Here is a 16,696-nt window from a genome sequence, read left to right as displayed (position 1 = left end):
CGGACACTCGGCTCACGCGCCGTGACCGCGCCCGCGCGCAGAAAGGAGAGCGGCCCGGGACGAAAGTCCCGGACCGCTCGGCGTCCGCACGTCACTGACGGGGCCTCAGCCCCGGCGCGCCCGCACCTCCCGGTACGCGGCCACCAGCAGCACCGCCGCCGCCGCACCCGAGGACCACAGCAGCTGCGGCCGCGCCGAGTCGTCGAACAGCATCAGCACCAGCACCGCCGCCATCCCCAGCAGCGCCGCCCACGTCAGGTACGGGAACAGCCACATCGGCAGCGTCAGCCGCTCCGGCATCTCCCGCTCCAGCCGGGGCCGCAGCCGCAGCTGCGAGACCGCGATCAGCGCCCACACGAACAGCAGCACCGCGCCGACCGCGTTGAGCATGTAGAGGAAGACCGTGTCCGGCCACAGCAGGTTCAGCACCACCGACGCGAACCCGAAGACCACCGACGCCAGCACCGCCCGCCGCGGCACCCCGCCGCCCGAGACCTTCAGCAGCCCCTTGGGCGCCTCGCCGCGCTCGGCCAGCGAGAAGATCATCCGGGAGGAGCCGTACAGGTTCGCGTTCAGCGCCGACAGCAGCGCCACGAACACCACGATGTTCATGATCTGCCCGGCCGCAGGGATCCCGATCGAGTCGAGCACGGCCACGTACGGGCTCTCGCCGGGCTTGAGCGAATCCCAAGGCAGCAGGGTCACGATCACGAGCATCGAGCCGACGTAGAAGAAGAGGATGCGCCACACCGCGCTGCGCACCGCCCGCGAGACCGACCGGGCCGGGTCGTCGGACTCGGCGGCCGCGATGGTGACGACCTCCAGGCCGCCGAAGGCGAAGACGACCGCGAGCATGCCCGCGACCACCCCGCCCATCCCCTTGGGGAAGAAGCCGCCCTGCCCGCTGAGGTTGGCCAGCCCCACCGGCTCGGTGTCCGGCAGCAGGCCGAAGACCGCGAGCGTGCCCAGGACCAGGAACAGCACGATCGCGCCGACCTTCAGCGCGGCGAACCAGAACTCGAACTCGCCGAAGTTCCGCACGGCGGCCAGGTTGGTGAGGGTGAAGACCACCATGAACAGCAGCACCCACACCCACTGGTCCACCGACGGCAGCCAGCCGTGGGCGATCTTCGCGGCACCGGTCGCCTCCACCGCGAGCACCACCACCAGCAGGAACCAGTACAGCCAGCCCGCCGAGAAGCCGGCCCAGCGCCCCAGGGCCTTCTCCGCGTAGACCGAGAAGGAGCCGGAGGCGGGCATCGCCGCCGACATCTCGCCGAGGGCCCGCATCACCAGCATCGCGAGCGCGCCCGCGAGCAGGTACGAGCAGATGATCGCGGGGCCCGCGATGGAGATGCCGGCGCCGGAGCCGACGAAGAGGCCGGCGCCGATGACGCCGCCGAGGCCCAGCATGGTCAGGTGGCGCTGCTTGAGACTGTGGCTCAGGGGTTCCGGGGGCAGGCCGCCCTCGGTGACGGACGGTTCGGGCAATGAGTCGCGCATGAGGAGATGCTCGTACTCTCTCGGTCGGCCAAGCGGCGATGGGGGCTGCGCAAGGGATTGGCGGGACCCTACAGTCTTGCCGGAGGGCGCCCGTGGGAGCAAAAAGGATGTGTCGCCGGATGTTCCCCGTGACAGGGATCACTTCAGGTCGGGTGTAAGGCGTGGGCTTTGTGTGGTCCCCACCAAACCGGACAGTATGCCTTTGTCCCGGTCGACGGTGGGGCGGCGCGACGGCGCGCACTAGCGTCACGGTGTCCTGTCGATCACCATCCCGCGGAGCCCCCTCATGAGCACTGCTTCCGTCTCCTTCCGGCCCGGCGCCGTCCTCGCCGACCTGCTGCCCGCGAGCCGCGTCCGCGACATCGCCCTCGTCGTCGGCGGAGCCGCGCTCACCGGTCTGGCCGCCCAGGTCTCCGTGCCCGTTCCCGGCTCTCCGGTCCCGGTCACCGGCCAGACCTTCGCCGCCCTGCTCGTGGGCACCGCCTTCGGCGCCCGCCGCGGCTTCCTGGCGCTCGGCCTGTACGCCGCGCTCGGCGTGGCCGGCCTGCCCTGGTTCGCGGGCGGCACCTCCGGCGCCGGCGGCGCCTCCTTCGGCTACGTCCTCGGCATGCTGCTCGCCGCCACCGTCGTCGGCGCCCTCGCGCGGCGCGGCGCCGACCGCTCGGTGCCGCGCACGGCGGGCACGATGGTGCTGGGCTCGGCCGTGATCTACGCGGTGGGCGTGCCCTACCTGATGGCCGCCACCGGGATGTCCTTCGGCGCGGCCCTCGCGGCGGGCCTGACCCCGTTCCTGATCGGTGACGCCCTCAAGGCCGCGCTGGCCGTGGGCGCCCTGCCGGCCGCCTGGAAGCTGGCCGGCCGCCGCGGCTGACCCGTACGGCTTTCCCGCCGGCGCCTGCGCAGCAGCCCCGGACCGCGAGCGGGCGGTCCGGGGCTGCTGGCGTCTGCGGGGGTCCGGTCAGACCGCGTCGACCACGGCGTCGGCCGCGGCCTCGGCCGCGAGCTCGCCCTTGCGGCGGGCGTTGCGCACCACACCGATGGCGATCACGACGGCCGCGACGAGCAGCGAGTACAGCACCGTCTCGCGGTTGTCCTTGTCGTAGACCATGTAGCCGAGGACGAAGGTGATCATCGCGGCGGTGGCCCACGTCAGGTAGGGGAAGAGCCACATCTTGACGGTGACCTTCTCCGGCGCCTCGCGCATCAGGATCCCGCGCATCCGCAGCTGGGTCAGGCAGATGACCAGCCACACGAAGAGGGCGATGGCACCCGAGGAGTTCAGCAGGAAGTTGAACACCGTGTCCGGGGACGTGTAGTTGAAGTAGACGGCGATGAAGCCGAAGACCACCGAGCCGAGGATGGCGATGGCGGGCACGCCGTTCTTGCTGGTCTTGGCGAAGGCCTTGGGCGCGTCACCGCGCTCGCCCAGCGAGAACGCCATGCGCGAAGCGGTGTAGAGGCCCGAGTTCAGGCAGGACAGCACGGCCGTCAGGACGATCACGTTCATGATCTGGCCGGCGTGCGCGATGCCGATCGAGTCCAGGGCGGCGACGTACGAGCCCTTCTCGACGATCGACTTGTCGTTCCACGGCAGCAGGGTCAGGACGACGAAGATCGAACCCAGGTAGAAGACGCCGATGCGCCAGATCACCGAGTTGGTGGCCTTGGTGACCGCGCGGCGCGGGTCCTCGGACTCGCCGGCCGCCAGGGTGACGATCTCGCTGCCCATGAAGGAGAAGACGACCATCAGCACACCGGTGAGGACCGAGCCCCAGCCGCCGGGCATGAAGCCGCCGGTGTCGGTGAGGTGGGCGAAGCCCGCGCCCGGGTTGTCCGAGCCCGGCAGCACGCCGAAGACGGCGAGCATGCCGACGATCACGAAGGCGCCGATGGCGACGACCTTGATGCCCGCGAACCAGAACTCGAACTCGCCGTAGGAGGCGACGGAGCCGAGGTTCGTGGCGGTCAGGACCACCATCACGATCAGGGCCCAGGCCCACTGCGGGACGGCCGGGACCCAGCCCTCGAGGATCTTCGCGCCGGCGGTCGCCTCGACGGCGAGCACGACGACCCAGAAGAACCAGTAGAGCCAGCCGATGGAGAAGCCGGCCCAGCGGCCGAGCGCCCGGTCGGCGTACGCGGAGAAGGAGCCCGAGTTCGGGCTGGCGGCGGCCATCTCGCCGAGCATCCGCATCACGAAGACGACCATCGCACCGACGAGCAGGTACGAGATCAGGATGGCGGGGCCGGCCTTGGCGATACCGCCGCCGGAGCCGACGAACAGGCCGGCGCCGATGACGCCGCCGATGGCGATCATGGAAAGGTGGCGGTTCTTGAGACCGGCCTTGAGACCGTCGGAGGGCTGGGCGGAACCGGGTTCGCCGGTCGGGTCGCCTGCCTTCTGAAGGGTCGTCGTCGTGCTCATGGACGAATCCTTTGGTTCTCGGGTGGAGAGTTCCGGCATTCAAACCCGATTTCCGGCCAAGACGGAAGACCTTCTTCCGATGGTTACCCAAGGCCCCCATCCCGGGACCAAGGTCCCGACCCCTCCTGTCTGCGTTCTTTGGGTTTACTTGAGGTTTAGACGTGATTTATGCGACACCCCTCCGCCCTCCCTTGAGGTCACGCATGCCACACTCGACCCATGCGCGTGTATCTCGGATCCGACCATGCCGGCTTTGAGCTCAAGAACCACCTCGTGGACTGGCTCAAGAACAACGGCCACGAGCCCGTCGACTGCGGGCCCCACATCTACGACGCGGTGGACGACTACCCGCCGTTCTGCCTGCGCGCCGCGGAGAAGACCGCCGCGGACGCCGACAGCCTCGGCATCGTGATCGGCGGCTCCGGCAACGGCGAGCAGATCGCCGCCAACAAGGTCAAGGGCGTCCGCGCCATCCTCGCCTGGAGCGTGGAGACCGCCAAGCTCGGCCGCGAGCACAACAACGCCAACGTGATCTCCGTCGGCGGCCGCATGCACACCCAGGACGAGGCCACCAGCTTCATCGAGGCCTTCCTCGCGACCCCGTACTCGGACGAGGAGCGCCACACCCGCCGCATCGACATGCTCTCGGCCTACGAGCGGACCGGCGAGCTCCCCCCGATCCCGGCCCACCACCCGCAGGACCAGTAGTCCCCCCGCGGGCCGCCGGACGCGCCCCGTCCGGCGGCCCGCAGAACGAAGGAAGCAGGAGCACGGCGTGCCCGAGGGTCATACGATCCACCGCCTCGCCCAGGACCACACCGAGCGCTTCGCCGCCCGCACGGTCCGGGTCAGCAGCCCCCAGGGACGCTTCGCCGAGAGCGCGGCCCTCCTCGACGGGCGCGAGCTGGAGAGCGCGGAGGCCCACGGCAAGCACCTCTTCCTGGAACTCGGCGACGCCTGGATCCACATCCACCTCGGCCTCTTCGGCAAACTCGGCTTCGGCCCCGCCCCGGCCCCGCCGGCCACCGACACCGTGCGGCTGCGCCTGCTGAACGAGGACCACTACGCGGACCTGCGCGGCCCCACGGCCTGCGCCCTGGTCACCGCGGCCGAGAAGCAGGCGATACACGACCGGCTCGGCCCCGACCCGCTGCGCCCGGCCGACGACCCCGGGCGCGCCTGGTCCCGCATCTCCCGCAGCCGCACCACCATCGCCGCCCTGCTGATGGACCAGAAGGTCATCGCGGGCGTCGGCAACGTCTACCGTGCCGAGGTCCTCTTCCGGCACGGCATCGACCCCTACCGCCAGGGCAGGGACCTGACCCGCGCCGAATGGGACGCGATGTGGGCCGACCTGGCGGAGCTCATGCGCGAGGGCGTCCGCCGCAACCGCATCGACACCGTCCGCGACGAACACCTCCCGGAGGCCATGGGCCGCCCCCCGCGCGTCGACGACCATGGCGGCGAGGTGTACGTCTACCGCCGCGCGACCCTCCCGTGCCACATCTGCGCCTCCGAGATCCGCACGGCCGACCTCGCCACCCGCAACCTCTTCTGGTGCCCCTCCTGCCAGACCCGCTAGCGGAGACGCGGCCTAGAAGTTGTGCGGGAGCCACGGGGCGACATCCCCCGTGAAGGCCCGCGAAGCCCCCCGCAGGGCGCCCGGCCGGAGCTCCCGCACGCGGCCGGCCGCCGCCAGCGAGGTCAGCGTCACCCCGCCCAGGTAGGCGGCACCCAGCTCCCGCGCGGACAGCGCCAGCTCGGCGGCGTCCTCGCTGCGCACGCACCGCGCCCCGGAGCCGTCCGCACCGGCGGTCAGCCGCCACCGCCCCGCGTTCCACGGACAGAACGCGTCCTCGACCTCCAGCACCACGTCCACCGCGCCCCCGTACCCCCGCGCCTCCAGCGCCCCCGGAAGGTCCACCACCCGGAGGTACAGCGCGTCCCGCTGCCACGCCCGGACCCGCCGGACGTCGTTGACCAGGTGCAGCAGCGGATCGTCCACCGGCCGCCGGTAGGCCCGCACGTGCCAGGTCAGGTCGATCTCGAACAGGTACCGCCACAGCGCCGCGTACGCCGCGGGATCCACCGCGTCCACCTCGCCGACCAGCACCTTGCCGTCCGACCCGGCCGGCTCCCAGTCCGGCCGCACCCGGTACCGCGCGTACCCGACCACGGCCCCGGCCACGTCCTCCGCCACCACGCACTTCAGCGGCGACGCCCCCTCCCGCCGCGACTCCGGGTCCAGCAGCCCCTGCCGCTCCCACCCGGGCTGCCGGGCCGGCATCCCCGGCCGGCCCGCGACCAGCGCCGCGTACACCCGCTCGCAGTCGTCCAGCGCCTTCACCGGGTCCACGAGCCGCAGCCGCACCGCGTCCGTCCCCGGCGGCACGTTCAGCCGTACGCGGGTCGTGTCGACGTCCACGACCAGGTCGTACGTCGCCGTGCCGTAGCCGAAGCGCCCGTAGATCTCCGGTTCCGAGGCCGTCAGCACCGCGACCGGCTCGCCCGCCGCCCGGACGTCGTCCAGCTGGCGGCGCATCATCGAGGTCAGCACGCCCCGCCTGCGGTGCGTCGGCGCCACCCCGACCATCGTCACCCCCGCCGCCGGGACCACCGCCCCGCCCGGCACCGACAGCCGGAAGCTGAACGCCCCGGCCGAACCGACGCAGGTTCCGCCGTCCCAGACCCCCAGCGAACGGTCGAGCTCCGTCAGCGACCGGTAGAGCGAGCGCTCCTCGGGGGATTCCGGCACCCCGCCGAACGCCAGTTCCAGATGGTCGTACCAGACATCCCACTCATCAGCCTGCAATACGCGCGTATCAAGAGCCATAGAGCCATCCCTACCAGGGCAATACGGCCCGGTCGAACTGTTTTCGGGCATCCGCCGGCCCGCGGTACGGGGGTACCCCTGCGCGCGCCCAGCCATGATGGATAGGGTCCCGGTGCAATGGCCGGAGCACGCGTGGAGACGCTCAGGGCCCGGGCGCGCATGCTGTCGCACCGGGCGCGCACAGCCCTGCGCAAATCCGCCGTCGACTACTTCCGCGGGGACGCGAGCGACTGGCTGGCCTTCGCGGGCCTGCTGCTGACCGTGCCCGCCATCGCCTGCGGCACCCTGCTGCTGCCCGTCTGGTTCTCGCCGTCGGCGCTCGTCCTGCCCATCGTGGCGGGCGGGCTGCTGCTGCGGCCCGCCAGCCTGCTCGGGCTCTACGCCGCCTCCGCGACCGCGCTGATCGTCGAGGCCCTCGTCCTCGGCCCGTACACCGAGGGGCCCGCCCGGGTCACCCCGGGAACGGTCCTGGTCGTCGCCGCCTGCGGCTTCTTCGGTCTGATCATCGCCCAGTTCCGCAGCCGCGTCGGGGTGCCGTGGCGGCGCGGCGGCACGATGCTGTTCGACCTCCGCGAACGCATCCGGGTGCAGAGCAAACTGCCCGCCCTGCCGCCGTCCTGGCACCGCGAGATGGCCCTGCGGCCGGCCGGCGGCCAGTCCTTCTCCGGCGACTTCGTCGTCGCCGCCCGCACCAACGGCGGACGCACCCTGGAGGTCGTCCTCACCGACGTCTCCGGCAAGGGCATGGAAGCCGGCTCCCGGGCCCTCCTCCTCTCCGGCGCCTTCGGCGGACTCCTCGGCGCCCTCCCGCCCCAGGACTTCCTGCCCGCCGCCAACGGCTACCTCCTGCGCCAGGACTGGGACGAGGGCTTCGCCACCTCCATCCACCTCGTCCTGGACCTGGAGACCGGCGACTACGAACTCCTCTCCGCCGGCCACCTCCCCGCCCTCCAGCTCTCCGCCGGCACCGGCCGCTGGCAGGAGAAGTCCGGCGAGGGCCCGCTCCTCGGCGTCTACGACGGCGCGGAGTTCGAACCGGCGCGGGGCAACCTGCGGCCGGGCGACGTCCTGATGCTCTTCACCGACGGCCTGGTCGAGACCGCGGACCGCGAGATCAGCGAGGGCATCGACCGGCTGACGGGCGAGGCCGACCGGTACGTCGCGGCGGGCTGGGAGGGGGCGGCGTGGCACCTGATCGAAAAGGTGGCGAAGGACGTCAACGACGACCGAGCCCTCCTCCTGATCCGCCGCGCACCTTTTTAGACGCGCCGCTCGCACGGCTCGGCGCCGGGGCGCCTCCCCGGCTTCGCGCCGCTGCGGCGGACTCCGTCCGCCGGCGGCGGCGCGGGCCGTCGGCCCCGGCGGGGGTCGGCCCTCGGGCGCGGGCCGGTGCCCCTGGCTGAGGCCGGAACGTCGTCCGCGGGCGGTGGTCGGCTGCGCGGGGCGAGGAGAGGCTCCGCGCAGTGGCACGAACGCCCCGGCCCACCGCGCCGGGGCCGGGGCGGCCGGGTGGGCCACTCGGAGGGGATTGGCCCGGTCGGGTCGGCTTCGGCAGGGTTAGCGTCCGGGCATGGACGCCACCCTCGCCGCCGACCTCGCCCGTCTCCCCGCCCTCCTCGACGCCGCACGGGACGCCTCCGTCGAGGCCCTCGCGGGGCTGGACGCGCGGCCCGTCGTGCCCCCGGGGGACGGGCTGCCCGACCCCCGCCCGCTCCCCGCGCACGGCACCGGGACCGAGGCCGCCCTGAAGGACTTCCGCACCCGCTGGGAGCCCCGCCTCTCCGCCTCCGCCGGCCCCCGCTACCTCGGCTTCGTCACCGGCGGCGCCACCCCCGCCGCCCTCGCGGGGGACTGGCTGACCGCCGTCCACGACCAGAACTCCAACTCCGCCATGGACGGCGCCGGCCAGCACCTCGAACGCGAAACCGTCTCCTGGCTGCGCGAGCTCTTCGGGCTGACCCCCGCCCACACCGGCACCTTCGTCAGCGGCGCCACCATGTCCAACACCGTCGGCCTCGCCATCGCCCGCGAGTGGCTCGGCGAGCGCCTCGGGGTCTCCCCGGCCCAGGACGGCGTCGCCGCGCTCGGCGCCGTCCGCGTCCTCTCCGGCGCCCCGCACTCCTCGATCGCCAAGGCCCTCTCCGTCCTCGGCCTCGGCCGCGCCGCCCTCGTCCCCGTGCCCACCCTGCCCGGCCGCGAGGCCGTCGACCCCGCCGCACTGGACCGCGCCCTCGCCGACACGCCGGGCCCGGCCGTCGTCGTCGCCAACGCCGGCACCGTCAACACCGTCGACTTCGACGACCTCCGCGCCGTCGCCGCCCTCAAGGACCGCCACGACTTCTGGCTGCACACCGACGCCGCCTTCGGCGCCTTCGCCGCCCTCTCCCCGGAGCACGCCCATCTCACCGAGGGCCTCGACGCCGCCGACTCCGTCTGCGTCGACCTGCACAAGTGGCTCAACGTCCCCTACGACAGCGCCGTCCAGTTCACCCGCCGCCGCGACCTCCAGGCCCGCGTGTTCGCCAACGCCGCCGCCTACCTCGGCCCCCTGGGCGCCGACCCCGACCTGGTCCACCTCACCCCGGAGAACTCCCACCGGCTGCGGGCCCTGGCCGCCTGGTTCACCCTGCGCGCCTACGGCCGCGAGGGCCACCGCGAGATCGTCGAACGGGACACCGCCTGCGCCCGCGCCCTCGGCGAGCTCCTCGGCCGGGACCCGGCCCTGCGGCTGCTCGCCCCGGTCCGCCTCAACGTGGTCTGCTTCACCCTCGCCGCCGACCCCACCCCCGACCGCCTGGCCGCCCTCCGCGAGGCCGTGGCCGCCGAGGTCTTCGTGACCCCCACCGTCCTCGGGGGAACCCCCGGCCTGCGCGCCGCGTTCTCCAACTGGCGTACGACACCCGCCGACGTGCGCCGGGCCGCCGAAGCCCTCCGTGCGGCAGCGAAGGAGATCGCATGACCGACCGCTCCCTCACCCTCGCCGAGGTCGAGGCCCTGGCCCGCTCCGCGCACGAGGGCCAGACCGACAAGGCCGGCCGTCCCTACGCCGAGCACCTCGCGGCGGTGGCCGAGGGCGTCCGGCTGCGCGGCGGGAGTGCCGCCCAGCAGGCGGCCGCCTGGCTGCACGACTCCGTCGAGGACGACGCGCTCAGCGCCGACCGGCTCGCGGCGGCCGCCCTCCCGCAGGAGGTCAAGGACATGGTCGTGGCGCTCACCAAGCGCCCTGGAGAACCGGTCGAGGAGTACACGGCCCGCATCCTCGCCACCCCCGGGGCCCTCCTCGTCAAGGAGGCCGACCTCGCGCACAACGCGGACCCCGTACGCCTCTCCGTGCTGGACGCGCCCACCCGCGACCGGCTGACCGCCAAGTACGCCCGCGTCCGCTCCCTCCTCGGCATCACCGCCCCCTGACCCCCCGCCCGGCGCTCCCCTCACGCCCGAAATGTGCCCGATTGGGCTCCGCTTGGCGGGAATGCCCTGTTGTCGTTTCGTCACGGGGCGGATAGGAGGGGCCGGTTGGTGGGAGGATGGTCCATGTGGGGGTGTGCACGGGCGTGACCCCCGGGCCGGCCAGGGGACGACCGAAGGTGTGATCAGAAGTGGCCATTTCGCTGTCAGTGGTGGTTCTGTTGGCGATCATCCTGGTGATCCTGATCCGCGGCAAGCACATGAAGGCGGGGCCGGCGATCATCGCCGTCCTCTTCGGCTTCTTCCTGGCGTCCAGCTCCATCGCCCCGGACGTCAATCGGTTCCTGAACTCCCTCGCGGACACCATCGCCGGCATCAAGCTCTGAGACTTCCGGGAACTCCGAGACTTCCGAGAGCGCCGCAGCAACGCGTCAGGGCCGGGTCGAGGAGGTCCTCGACCCGGCCCTGAGCCGTTCAGAGCGGGTGACGGGAATCGAACCCGCGTAGCTAGTTTGGAAGACTAGGGCTCTACCATTGAGCTACACCCGCAGTACGCGCGCCGCAGGTCCGTGGGACCGCGGCACGGACAGCATCCTAGCGGGTCGCGCAGGGGGAGTGCACACCGCTTTCGAGCGCCGTGTCCCGGCGGGCGCCGCGCGCGCGTACGCCCGACGGGAAAACCGGGGGCGCCGGAGCGTCTTCGGGCATGTACCCTACGTGTCGCACCGACGGGGTGTGGCGCAGCTTGGTAGCGCGTCCGCTTTGGGAGCGGAAGGTCGTCGGTTCGAATCCGGCCACCCCGACCACCAGCAGTGTCCCCACGAAGATCGCGTTGTGGGCTGATTGCCGCTTGCGGTTACTATGCAAGCTGCGTGCCCGTGTGTCTGATGTACCGGGCCGAATCCGCCGAGGCCGCTGAATCACAGCGTTCCGGTAGAACCCCCAGCAGTCAGCCACAAGGAGACCGAACCGTGAAGAGCGCCGTGGAGACCCTGAACCCGACTCGGGTTCGGCTCACTGTCGAGGTGCCCTTCGAGGAGCTCAAGGACAGCCTCGACGCGGCGTACAAGAAGATCAACCAGCAGGTCACGGTGAAGGGCTTCCGCAAGGGCAAGATCCCGGCCCGCGTCATCGACCAGCGCTTCGGCCGCGGTGCGGTGCTGGAGGAGGCCGTCAACGACGCCCTCCCGAAGTTCTACACCGAGGCCGTCAACGAGGCGGACCTGAACCCGCTGGGCCAGCCCGAGGTCGACATCACCGAGCTGAAGGACGGCGAGCTGCTGGCCTTCACCGCCGAGGTGGACGTCCGCCCCGAGATCGAGATCCCGGACTACTCCGGCATCGAGGTCGAGGTCGACGCGGTCGAGGTCTCGGACGAGGACGTCGAGAAGTCCGTCGAGCAGCTGCGCGGCCGCTTCGCGTCCACCAAGGACGTCGAGCGCGCCGCCGCCGAGGGTGACGTCGTCACCATCGACCTCGAAGCCAAGGTCGACGGCGAGGTCCTCGCGGACGGCGTCGCCACCGACGTCTCCTACACCATCGGCTCGGGCGAGCTCCTCGACGGCATCGACGAGGCCGTCAAGGGCCTCGAGGCCGGCGGCGAGGCCACCTTCACCTCGCAGCTGAAGGGCGGCTCCGCCGAGGGCAAGGACGCCGAGGTCACCGTCAAGGTCACCAAGGTCTCCGCCCGCGAGCTGCCGGAGCTGGACGACGAGTTCGCCCAGATGGCGAGCGAGTTCGACACCCTCGACGAGCTGAAGGCCGACAGCCGCAAGCGCCTCGAGAACATGAAGCAGTACGACCAGGCCACCCAGGCCCAGGAGCGCGTGCTGGAGAAGTTCCTCGAGCTCGCCGAGATCCCGGTCCCGGAGAAGCTGCTCGCGGACGAGGTCCAGACCCGCAAGCACAACCTGGAGCACCACCAGCTCGGCCAGATGGGCCTGAACCTCGAGAAGTTCCTCGAGATCCAGGGCAAGACGGTCGAGGAGTTCGACGCCGAGACCCGCGAGCAGGCCGTCAAGGGCATCAAGACCCAGTTCCTGCTGGACGCCCTGGTCAACAAGGAGAAGCTGGGCGTCAACCAGGAGGAGCTCACCGAGCACCTCATGCGCCGCGCGCAGTCCTCGGGCATGTCCCCCGACCAGTTCGCCCAGGCCGTCGTCGAGGGCGGCCAGGTCCCGATGCTGGTCGGCGAGGTCGCCCGCGGCAAGGCCCTCGCGGTCGTCGTCGAGGCCGCCAAGGTCGTCGACACCAAGGGTGAGGTCGTCGACCTCTCCGACGACGAGGACGAGGTCGAGGCGGCCGCCGAGGTCGTCGAGGCCGCCGTCGAGGGTGACGACGAGGCCCAGGCCGACGAGGCCAAGTAACACCTCGGGCGCAGCCCGCTGAGCAGTGCCGTGAAGGGCCCGTACGCAGCCGCGTACGGGCCCTTCCGCGCCCCCTCGGCAGGCGCCCGGGACCTTGCGCTCCGAGCGAACAGTTCGGGAAGCGGGATGGCGTTGTCCGACCTGCGCGTTAGGGTCCATGAATACGAGGGCACGGGACTACCCGGAGTCGGCGGGGCATCGCACCACCGACCGGTCCGCGCCCCAGAACGAGACGCTGAGACGGCATGTGGCCGTCGGAGACGAGCAGGTGGATACGTGACGAATCTGAAGCCTTACGCCGCGGGTGAGCCGTCCATCGGTGGCGGCCTCGGCGACCATGTCTACAACCGGCTGCTCGGCGAGCGCATCATCTTCCTCGGCCAGCAGGTCGACGACGAGATCGCCAACAAGATCACGGCGCAGCTCCTCCTCCTGGCCGCGGACCCGGACAAGGACATCTACCTGTACATCAACAGCCCCGGCGGCTCCGTGACGGCCGGCATGGCGATCTACGACACCATGCAGTACATCCCGAACGACGTCATCACCATCGGCATGGGCATGGCCGCCTCCATGGGCCAGTTCCTGCTGACCGGCGGCACCCCGGGCAAGCGCTTCGCGCTCCCGAACACCGACATCCTGATGCACCAGGGCTCCGCCGGCATCGGCGGCACCGCGTCGGACATCAAGATCCAGGCCCAGTACCTGCTGCGCACCAAGCAGCGCATGGCCGAGATCACCGCGCACCACTCGGGCCAGACCGTGGAGGCCATCATCCGCGACGGCGACCGCGACCGCTGGTTCACGGCGGAGGAGGCCAAGGAGTACGGCCTCATCGACGAGATCATCTCCGCCGCGTCCCTGGTCCCGGGCGGCGGCGGCACCGGGGCCTGACCGCCCCGGGCCCGGCGTACGGAAGTCCGTACGCCCCGCAGGCCCGCTCCAGGCAACCCCAGCCCGCAGAACGCCACCAGGATGGTGAACACCCAGATGCAGAACAACTTCTCCGCGAGCGGCCTCTACTCCGGCCCGCAGGTGGACAACCGCTACGTCGTCCCCCGCTTCGTCGAGCGCACCTCGCAGGGCGTGCGCGAGTACGACCCGTACGCGAAGCTCTTCGAAGAGCGCGTGATCTTCCTCGGCGTGCAGATCGACGACGCCTCCGCCAACGACGTCATGGCGCAGCTGCTGTGCCTGGAGTCGATGGACCCGGACCGCGACATCTCGATCTACATCAACAGCCCGGGCGGCTCCTTCACGGCGCTGACGGCCATCTACGACACGATGCAGTTCGTGAAGCCCGACATCCAGACGGTCTGCATGGGCCAGGCGGCCTCCGCCGCCGCGGTCCTGCTCGCCGCCGGCACCCCGGGCAAGCGCATGGCCCTCCCGAACGCCCGCGTGCTGATCCACCAGCCGTCCGGCGGCACGGGCCGCGAGCAGCTCTCCGACCTGGAGATCGCGGCCAACGAGATCCTGCGCATGCGCGACCAGCTGGAGTCCATGCTGGCCAAGCACTCGACCACGCCGATCGAGAAGATCCGCGACGACATCGAGCGCGACAAGATCCTCACGGCCGAGGACGCGCTGGCCTACGGTCTGATCGACCAGATCGTCTCGACCCGCAAGATGAACGCGGTCTGATCCTTGCCGCCAGTTGGCGCGGACGCACCGCGGATTCCGCGATGTGAACCGCGTCAAGGGGGCCCCGTCCGGGGCCCCCGGCAAGGTACCGTCGGATATGAGGCACCAGGAGCGCTGAACCAAGCGTCTCCCAGGCGAAGGGGAAGCACCTCGTGGCACGCATCGGTGACGGCGGCGATCTGCTCAAGTGCTCGTTCTGCGGGAAGAGCCAGAAGCAGGTGAAGAAGCTCATCGCAGGACCCGGTGTGTACATCTGCGACGAGTGCATCGACCTCTGCAACGAGATCATCGAAGAGGAACTCGCGGAGACCTCCGAGGTCCGGTGGGAGGAACTCCCCAAGCCCCGTGAGATCTACGAGTTCCTGGAGAGCTACGTCGTCGGCCAGGAGCCGGCGAAGAAGGCGCTCTCGGTAGCGGTCTACAACCACTACAAGCGCGTCCAGGCCGGCGAGAACGGCGGCGGGGCGGGCCGTGACGACGCGATCGAGCTCGCGAAGTCCAACATCCTGCTGCTGGGCCCCACGGGCTCGGGCAAGACCCTGCTGGCCCAGACGCTGGCCCGCATGCTGAACGTCCCGTTCGCCATCGCCGACGCCACCGCGCTGACGGAGGCCGGCTACGTGGGCGAGGACGTGGAGAACATCCTCCTCAAGCTGATCCAGGCGGCCGACTACGACGTCAAGAAGGCCGAGACCGGGATCATCTACATCGACGAGATCGACAAGGTCGCCCGCAAGAGCGAGAACCCGTCGATCACGCGCGACGTCTCGGGCGAGGGCGTGCAGCAGGCCCTCCTGAAGATCCTGGAGGGCACCACCGCCTCCGTCCCGCCGCAGGGCGGACGCAAGCACCCGCACCAGGAGTTCATCCAGATCGACACGACGAACGTGCTCTTCATCGTGGGCGGCGCCTTCGCCGGCCTGGAGAAGATCATCGAGTCGCGCGCGGGCGCCAAGGGCATCGGCTTCGGGGCGACGATCCGCTCGAAGCGGGAGATCGAGGCGAGCGACCAGTTCCAGGAGGTCATGCCGGAGGACCTGGTGAAGTTCGGGATGATCCCGGAGTTCATCGGCCGTCTGCCCGTCATCACCTCGGTCCACAACCTGGACCGGGAAGCCCTCCTCCAGATCCTGGTAGAGCCGCGCAACGCCCTGGTGAAGCAGTACCAGCGCCTGTTCGAACTCGACGGCGTGGAACTGGACTTCGAGCGCGAGGCCCTGGAGGCCATCGCCGACCAGGCCATCCTCCGCCAGACCGGCGCGCGCGGCCTGCGCGCCATCATGGAAGAGGTCCTGATGTCGGTGATGTACGAGGTCCCGTCCCGCAAGGACGTGGCCCGCGTGGTCATCACGGCGGACGTGGTCCGCTCGAACGTCAACCCGACCCTGGTCCCCCGCATCGTCCCGAAGGACCAGGGCCCGCACGAGAAGTCGGCGTAGCCGCCTGGTCGTTGCACGCGGAAGGGGCGCCCCGGATGTCCGGGGCGCCCCTTCCGTTTGCGTTCCGGGGGGTTACTTCTTCACACGGGCGGTGTTGTAGAGCTTCGCGGTGAAGTCCGCGTTCTGCTCCAGGGTGTAGCCCGGCTTGCCGGTGAGGAGGGAGGCCACGTCGGTGGAGATGACCGTGGCTGCGGTGCTGTAGTCGGCCCAGATGCAGAGCGGGACCGTCATCTCCTTGGGCCCCTTGGTGGAGGGGTCCTTCGAAGTGGCCTTGATCTCCTGGCACTTCATGACGGCGCCCTTGAACCCTGCGGGGGTCATCTTCTTCGGGCTGCCGATGAGCTGCACGTCCGACTTGCCGTCCTTGGAGAACTTCAGCTTGGCTGCGGCGAACTGCCCGTCGACGGTCTTCTCGGGGTCGGCGATGTCGCCGTAGACACCGCTGAAGGTGATGCCCTTGAGCGTGAGCGGGTTCTTCTGGTCACCGGACGCGTAGTCCATGCCCACCTGGGTGGGGTTCTTGATGCCGGCGGCCTCGACCTGCTGCTTTTCCTCCGGGCTGAACTCCTTCGCCTTGTACTTCGGGTCCTTCTGGAACTCTCCGACGGCCTCCGGCGCGACCAGCTTGTAGCCCTTGGTGGCGTCGGAGACGCTGCCCGAGCCGCCGCCCAGGAACCACCAGCCGGCGCCGCCGATGACGGCCACGGCCGCGACGACCGCGATGATCGGGAGCGCCTTCGACTTCTTCGGCGGTGCCGGCGGCGGCATGTAGGGCTGCTGCTGCGGGGGCTGCTGCTGCGGGGGCTGCTGGTAGCCGTACGCGGGCTGCGGCGGGGGCGGGGGCGGGTAGCCGCCCTGCTGGGGGTAGGCCGGCGGGGGCGGGGGCGGGGCCTGCTGGGGGTAGCCGTAGCCCGGCTGCGGGGCCTGCTGGCCGTACGGGCCCGGCGGCGGCGGGGGCTGCTGGCCGTAGGGGCCCGGCTGCTGCGGCTGCTGGCCGTACGGCCCTGGCTGGTTGTAACTCATCCCGAGTCCCCCTGTGAGGTTCCTTATCCGTTTCACACATCCTGGCGGAAGGCCT

General features: G+C 71.0%; 15 protein-coding genes and 2 tRNA genes. 12 read left to right on the top strand and 5 right to left on the bottom strand.

The window, feature by feature from the left end; genetic code table 11:
- Positions 1 to 105: 105 nt before the first annotated feature.
- The gene (locus tag ACFY0O_RS15135) at positions 106 to 1,503 is read right to left on the bottom strand and encodes an amino acid permease (RefSeq protein WP_388947073.1); all 1,398 of its coding nucleotides are present in this window, start codon (positions 1,501 to 1,503) and stop codon (positions 106 to 108) included.
- Positions 1,504 to 1,789: 286 nt separating this feature from the next.
- On the opposite strand from ACFY0O_RS15135, the gene ACFY0O_RS15130 reads away from it, so the two are divergent.
- Positions 1,790 to 2,374, top strand: coding sequence for a biotin transporter BioY (locus ACFY0O_RS15130; protein ID WP_388947071.1), 585 nt, complete (start codon positions 1,790 to 1,792; stop codon positions 2,372 to 2,374).
- A gap of 87 nt (positions 2,375 to 2,461) precedes the next feature.
- Here the strand turns inward: ACFY0O_RS15130 and ACFY0O_RS15125 are convergent, their stop codons facing one another.
- Positions 2,462 to 3,928 carry an amino acid permease gene (locus tag ACFY0O_RS15125; RefSeq protein WP_388947069.1) on the bottom strand — a complete coding sequence of 489 codons (1,467 nt, stop codon included), beginning with the start codon at positions 3,926 to 3,928 and terminating at the stop codon, positions 2,462 to 2,464.
- Between the two features lie 219 nt (positions 3,929 to 4,147).
- On the opposite strand from ACFY0O_RS15125, the gene ACFY0O_RS15120 reads away from it, so the two are divergent.
- Positions 4,148 to 4,636: a ribose-5-phosphate isomerase gene (locus ACFY0O_RS15120; RefSeq protein WP_358896066.1), complete on the top strand. Its 489-nt coding sequence runs from the start codon at positions 4,148 to 4,150 to the stop codon at positions 4,634 to 4,636.
- Between the two features lie 67 nt (positions 4,637 to 4,703).
- Positions 4,704 to 5,510 (top strand): Fpg/Nei family DNA glycosylase, encoded by an 807-nt coding sequence (locus tag ACFY0O_RS15115; protein ID WP_388947067.1) that lies wholly within the window; start codon positions 4,704 to 4,706, stop codon positions 5,508 to 5,510.
- A 12-nt stretch (positions 5,511 to 5,522) separates the two neighbouring features.
- On the opposite strand, the gene ACFY0O_RS15110 is transcribed toward ACFY0O_RS15115, so the two are convergent.
- Entirely contained in the window at positions 5,523 to 6,761 is a 1,239-nt protein-coding gene (locus ACFY0O_RS15110; protein WP_388947065.1) for a GNAT family N-acetyltransferase, read from the bottom strand.
- Positions 6,762 to 6,878: 117 nt separating this feature from the next.
- On the opposite strand from ACFY0O_RS15110, the gene ACFY0O_RS15105 reads away from it, so the two are divergent.
- From ACFY0O_RS15105 to ACFY0O_RS15090, 4 genes are all read left to right on the top strand, one after another.
- Entirely contained in the window at positions 6,879 to 8,024 is a 1,146-nt protein-coding gene (locus ACFY0O_RS15105) for a PP2C family protein-serine/threonine phosphatase (protein WP_388947064.1), read from the top strand.
- Between the two features lie 307 nt (positions 8,025 to 8,331).
- On the top strand, positions 8,332 to 9,720 hold the full coding sequence (locus ACFY0O_RS15100; protein ID WP_388947062.1) for a pyridoxal phosphate-dependent decarboxylase family protein: 1,389 nt from the start codon (positions 8,332 to 8,334) through the stop codon (positions 9,718 to 9,720).
- The gene (locus ACFY0O_RS15095) at positions 9,717 to 10,172 is read left to right on the top strand and encodes an HD domain-containing protein (protein ID WP_388947060.1); all 456 of its coding nucleotides are present in this window, start codon (positions 9,717 to 9,719) and stop codon (positions 10,170 to 10,172) included. The genes ACFY0O_RS15100 and ACFY0O_RS15095 overlap by 4 nt, the downstream gene beginning before the upstream one ends.
- Before the next feature lie 188 nt (positions 10,173 to 10,360).
- On the top strand, positions 10,361 to 10,555 hold the full coding sequence (locus tag ACFY0O_RS15090; RefSeq protein WP_388947059.1) for a hypothetical protein: 195 nt from the start codon (positions 10,361 to 10,363) through the stop codon (positions 10,553 to 10,555).
- A 92-nt stretch (positions 10,556 to 10,647) separates the two neighbouring features.
- Here ACFY0O_RS15090 and ACFY0O_RS15085 read toward each other — a convergent pair.
- Positions 10,648 to 10,718, bottom strand: a tRNA-Gly gene (locus tag ACFY0O_RS15085).
- A 180-nt stretch (positions 10,719 to 10,898) separates the two neighbouring features.
- Between ACFY0O_RS15085 and ACFY0O_RS15080 the strand changes: the two genes are divergently transcribed.
- The 5 genes from ACFY0O_RS15080 to clpX all read left to right on the top strand — a co-directional run bounded on the left by ACFY0O_RS15080 (position 10,899) and on the right by clpX (position 15,618).
- A tRNA-Pro gene (locus tag ACFY0O_RS15080) sits at positions 10,899 to 10,975 on the top strand.
- 165 nt (positions 10,976 to 11,140) lie between these two features.
- Positions 11,141 to 12,535, top strand: coding sequence for a trigger factor (tig, locus tag ACFY0O_RS15075; RefSeq protein WP_388947057.1), 1,395 nt, complete (start codon positions 11,141 to 11,143; stop codon positions 12,533 to 12,535).
- Positions 12,536 to 12,811: 276 nt separating this feature from the next.
- Complete coding sequence (locus ACFY0O_RS15070) at positions 12,812 to 13,429, top strand: ATP-dependent Clp protease proteolytic subunit (RefSeq protein ID WP_045947940.1); 618 nt, start codon at positions 12,812 to 12,814, stop codon at positions 13,427 to 13,429.
- Positions 13,430 to 13,510: 81 nt separating this feature from the next.
- Entirely contained in the window at positions 13,511 to 14,179 is a 669-nt protein-coding gene (locus ACFY0O_RS15065) for an ATP-dependent Clp protease proteolytic subunit (protein ID WP_358892916.1), read from the top strand.
- Between the two features lie 152 nt (positions 14,180 to 14,331).
- A complete protein-coding gene (gene clpX / locus ACFY0O_RS15060; protein WP_358892917.1) occupies positions 14,332 to 15,618 on the top strand; it encodes an ATP-dependent Clp protease ATP-binding subunit ClpX in 1,287 nt (428 codons plus the stop codon).
- Between the two features lie 72 nt (positions 15,619 to 15,690).
- On the opposite strand, the gene ACFY0O_RS15055 is transcribed toward clpX, so the two are convergent.
- The gene (locus ACFY0O_RS15055) at positions 15,691 to 16,641 is read right to left on the bottom strand and encodes a hypothetical protein (RefSeq protein ID WP_388947055.1); all 951 of its coding nucleotides are present in this window, start codon (positions 16,639 to 16,641) and stop codon (positions 15,691 to 15,693) included.
- Positions 16,642 to 16,696: the final 55 nt, after the last annotated feature.

Source organism: Streptomyces sp. NPDC001594 (assembly GCF_042893675.1).
Taxonomy (GTDB): domain Bacteria; phylum Actinomycetota; class Actinomycetes; order Streptomycetales; family Streptomycetaceae; genus Streptomyces.
The sequence above is the reverse complement of the archived record's forward strand: the minus strand, read 5'-3'. Positions and strand labels throughout refer to the sequence as shown.

Excerpts from the sequence above, each read along its gene's own strand:
- ACFY0O_RS15135 (WP_388947073.1), bottom strand. The coding sequence starts at position 1,503 with ATGCGCGACTCATTGCCCGAACCGTCCGTCACCGAGGGCGGCCTGCCC.
- ACFY0O_RS15130 (WP_388947071.1), top strand. The coding sequence starts at position 1,790 with ATGAGCACTGCTTCCGTCTCCTTCCGGCCCGGCGCCGTCCTCGCCGAC.
- ACFY0O_RS15125 (WP_388947069.1), bottom strand. The coding sequence starts at position 3,928 with ATGAGCACGACGACGACCCTTCAGAAGGCAGGCGACCCGACCGGCGAA.
- ACFY0O_RS15120 (WP_358896066.1), top strand. The coding sequence starts at position 4,148 with ATGCGCGTGTATCTCGGATCCGACCATGCCGGCTTTGAGCTCAAGAAC.
- ACFY0O_RS15110 (WP_388947065.1), bottom strand. The coding sequence starts at position 6,761 with ATGGCTCTTGATACGCGCGTATTGCAGGCTGATGAGTGGGATGTCTGG.
- ACFY0O_RS15105 (WP_388947064.1), top strand. The coding sequence starts at position 6,879 with ATGGCCGGAGCACGCGTGGAGACGCTCAGGGCCCGGGCGCGCATGCTG.
- ACFY0O_RS15100 (WP_388947062.1), top strand. The coding sequence starts at position 8,332 with ATGGACGCCACCCTCGCCGCCGACCTCGCCCGTCTCCCCGCCCTCCTC.
- ACFY0O_RS15095 (WP_388947060.1), top strand. The coding sequence starts at position 9,717 with ATGACCGACCGCTCCCTCACCCTCGCCGAGGTCGAGGCCCTGGCCCGC.
- ACFY0O_RS15065 (WP_358892916.1), top strand. The coding sequence starts at position 13,511 with ATGGTGAACACCCAGATGCAGAACAACTTCTCCGCGAGCGGCCTCTAC.
- ACFY0O_RS15055 (WP_388947055.1), bottom strand. The coding sequence starts at position 16,641 with ATGAGTTACAACCAGCCAGGGCCGTACGGCCAGCAGCCGCAGCAGCCG.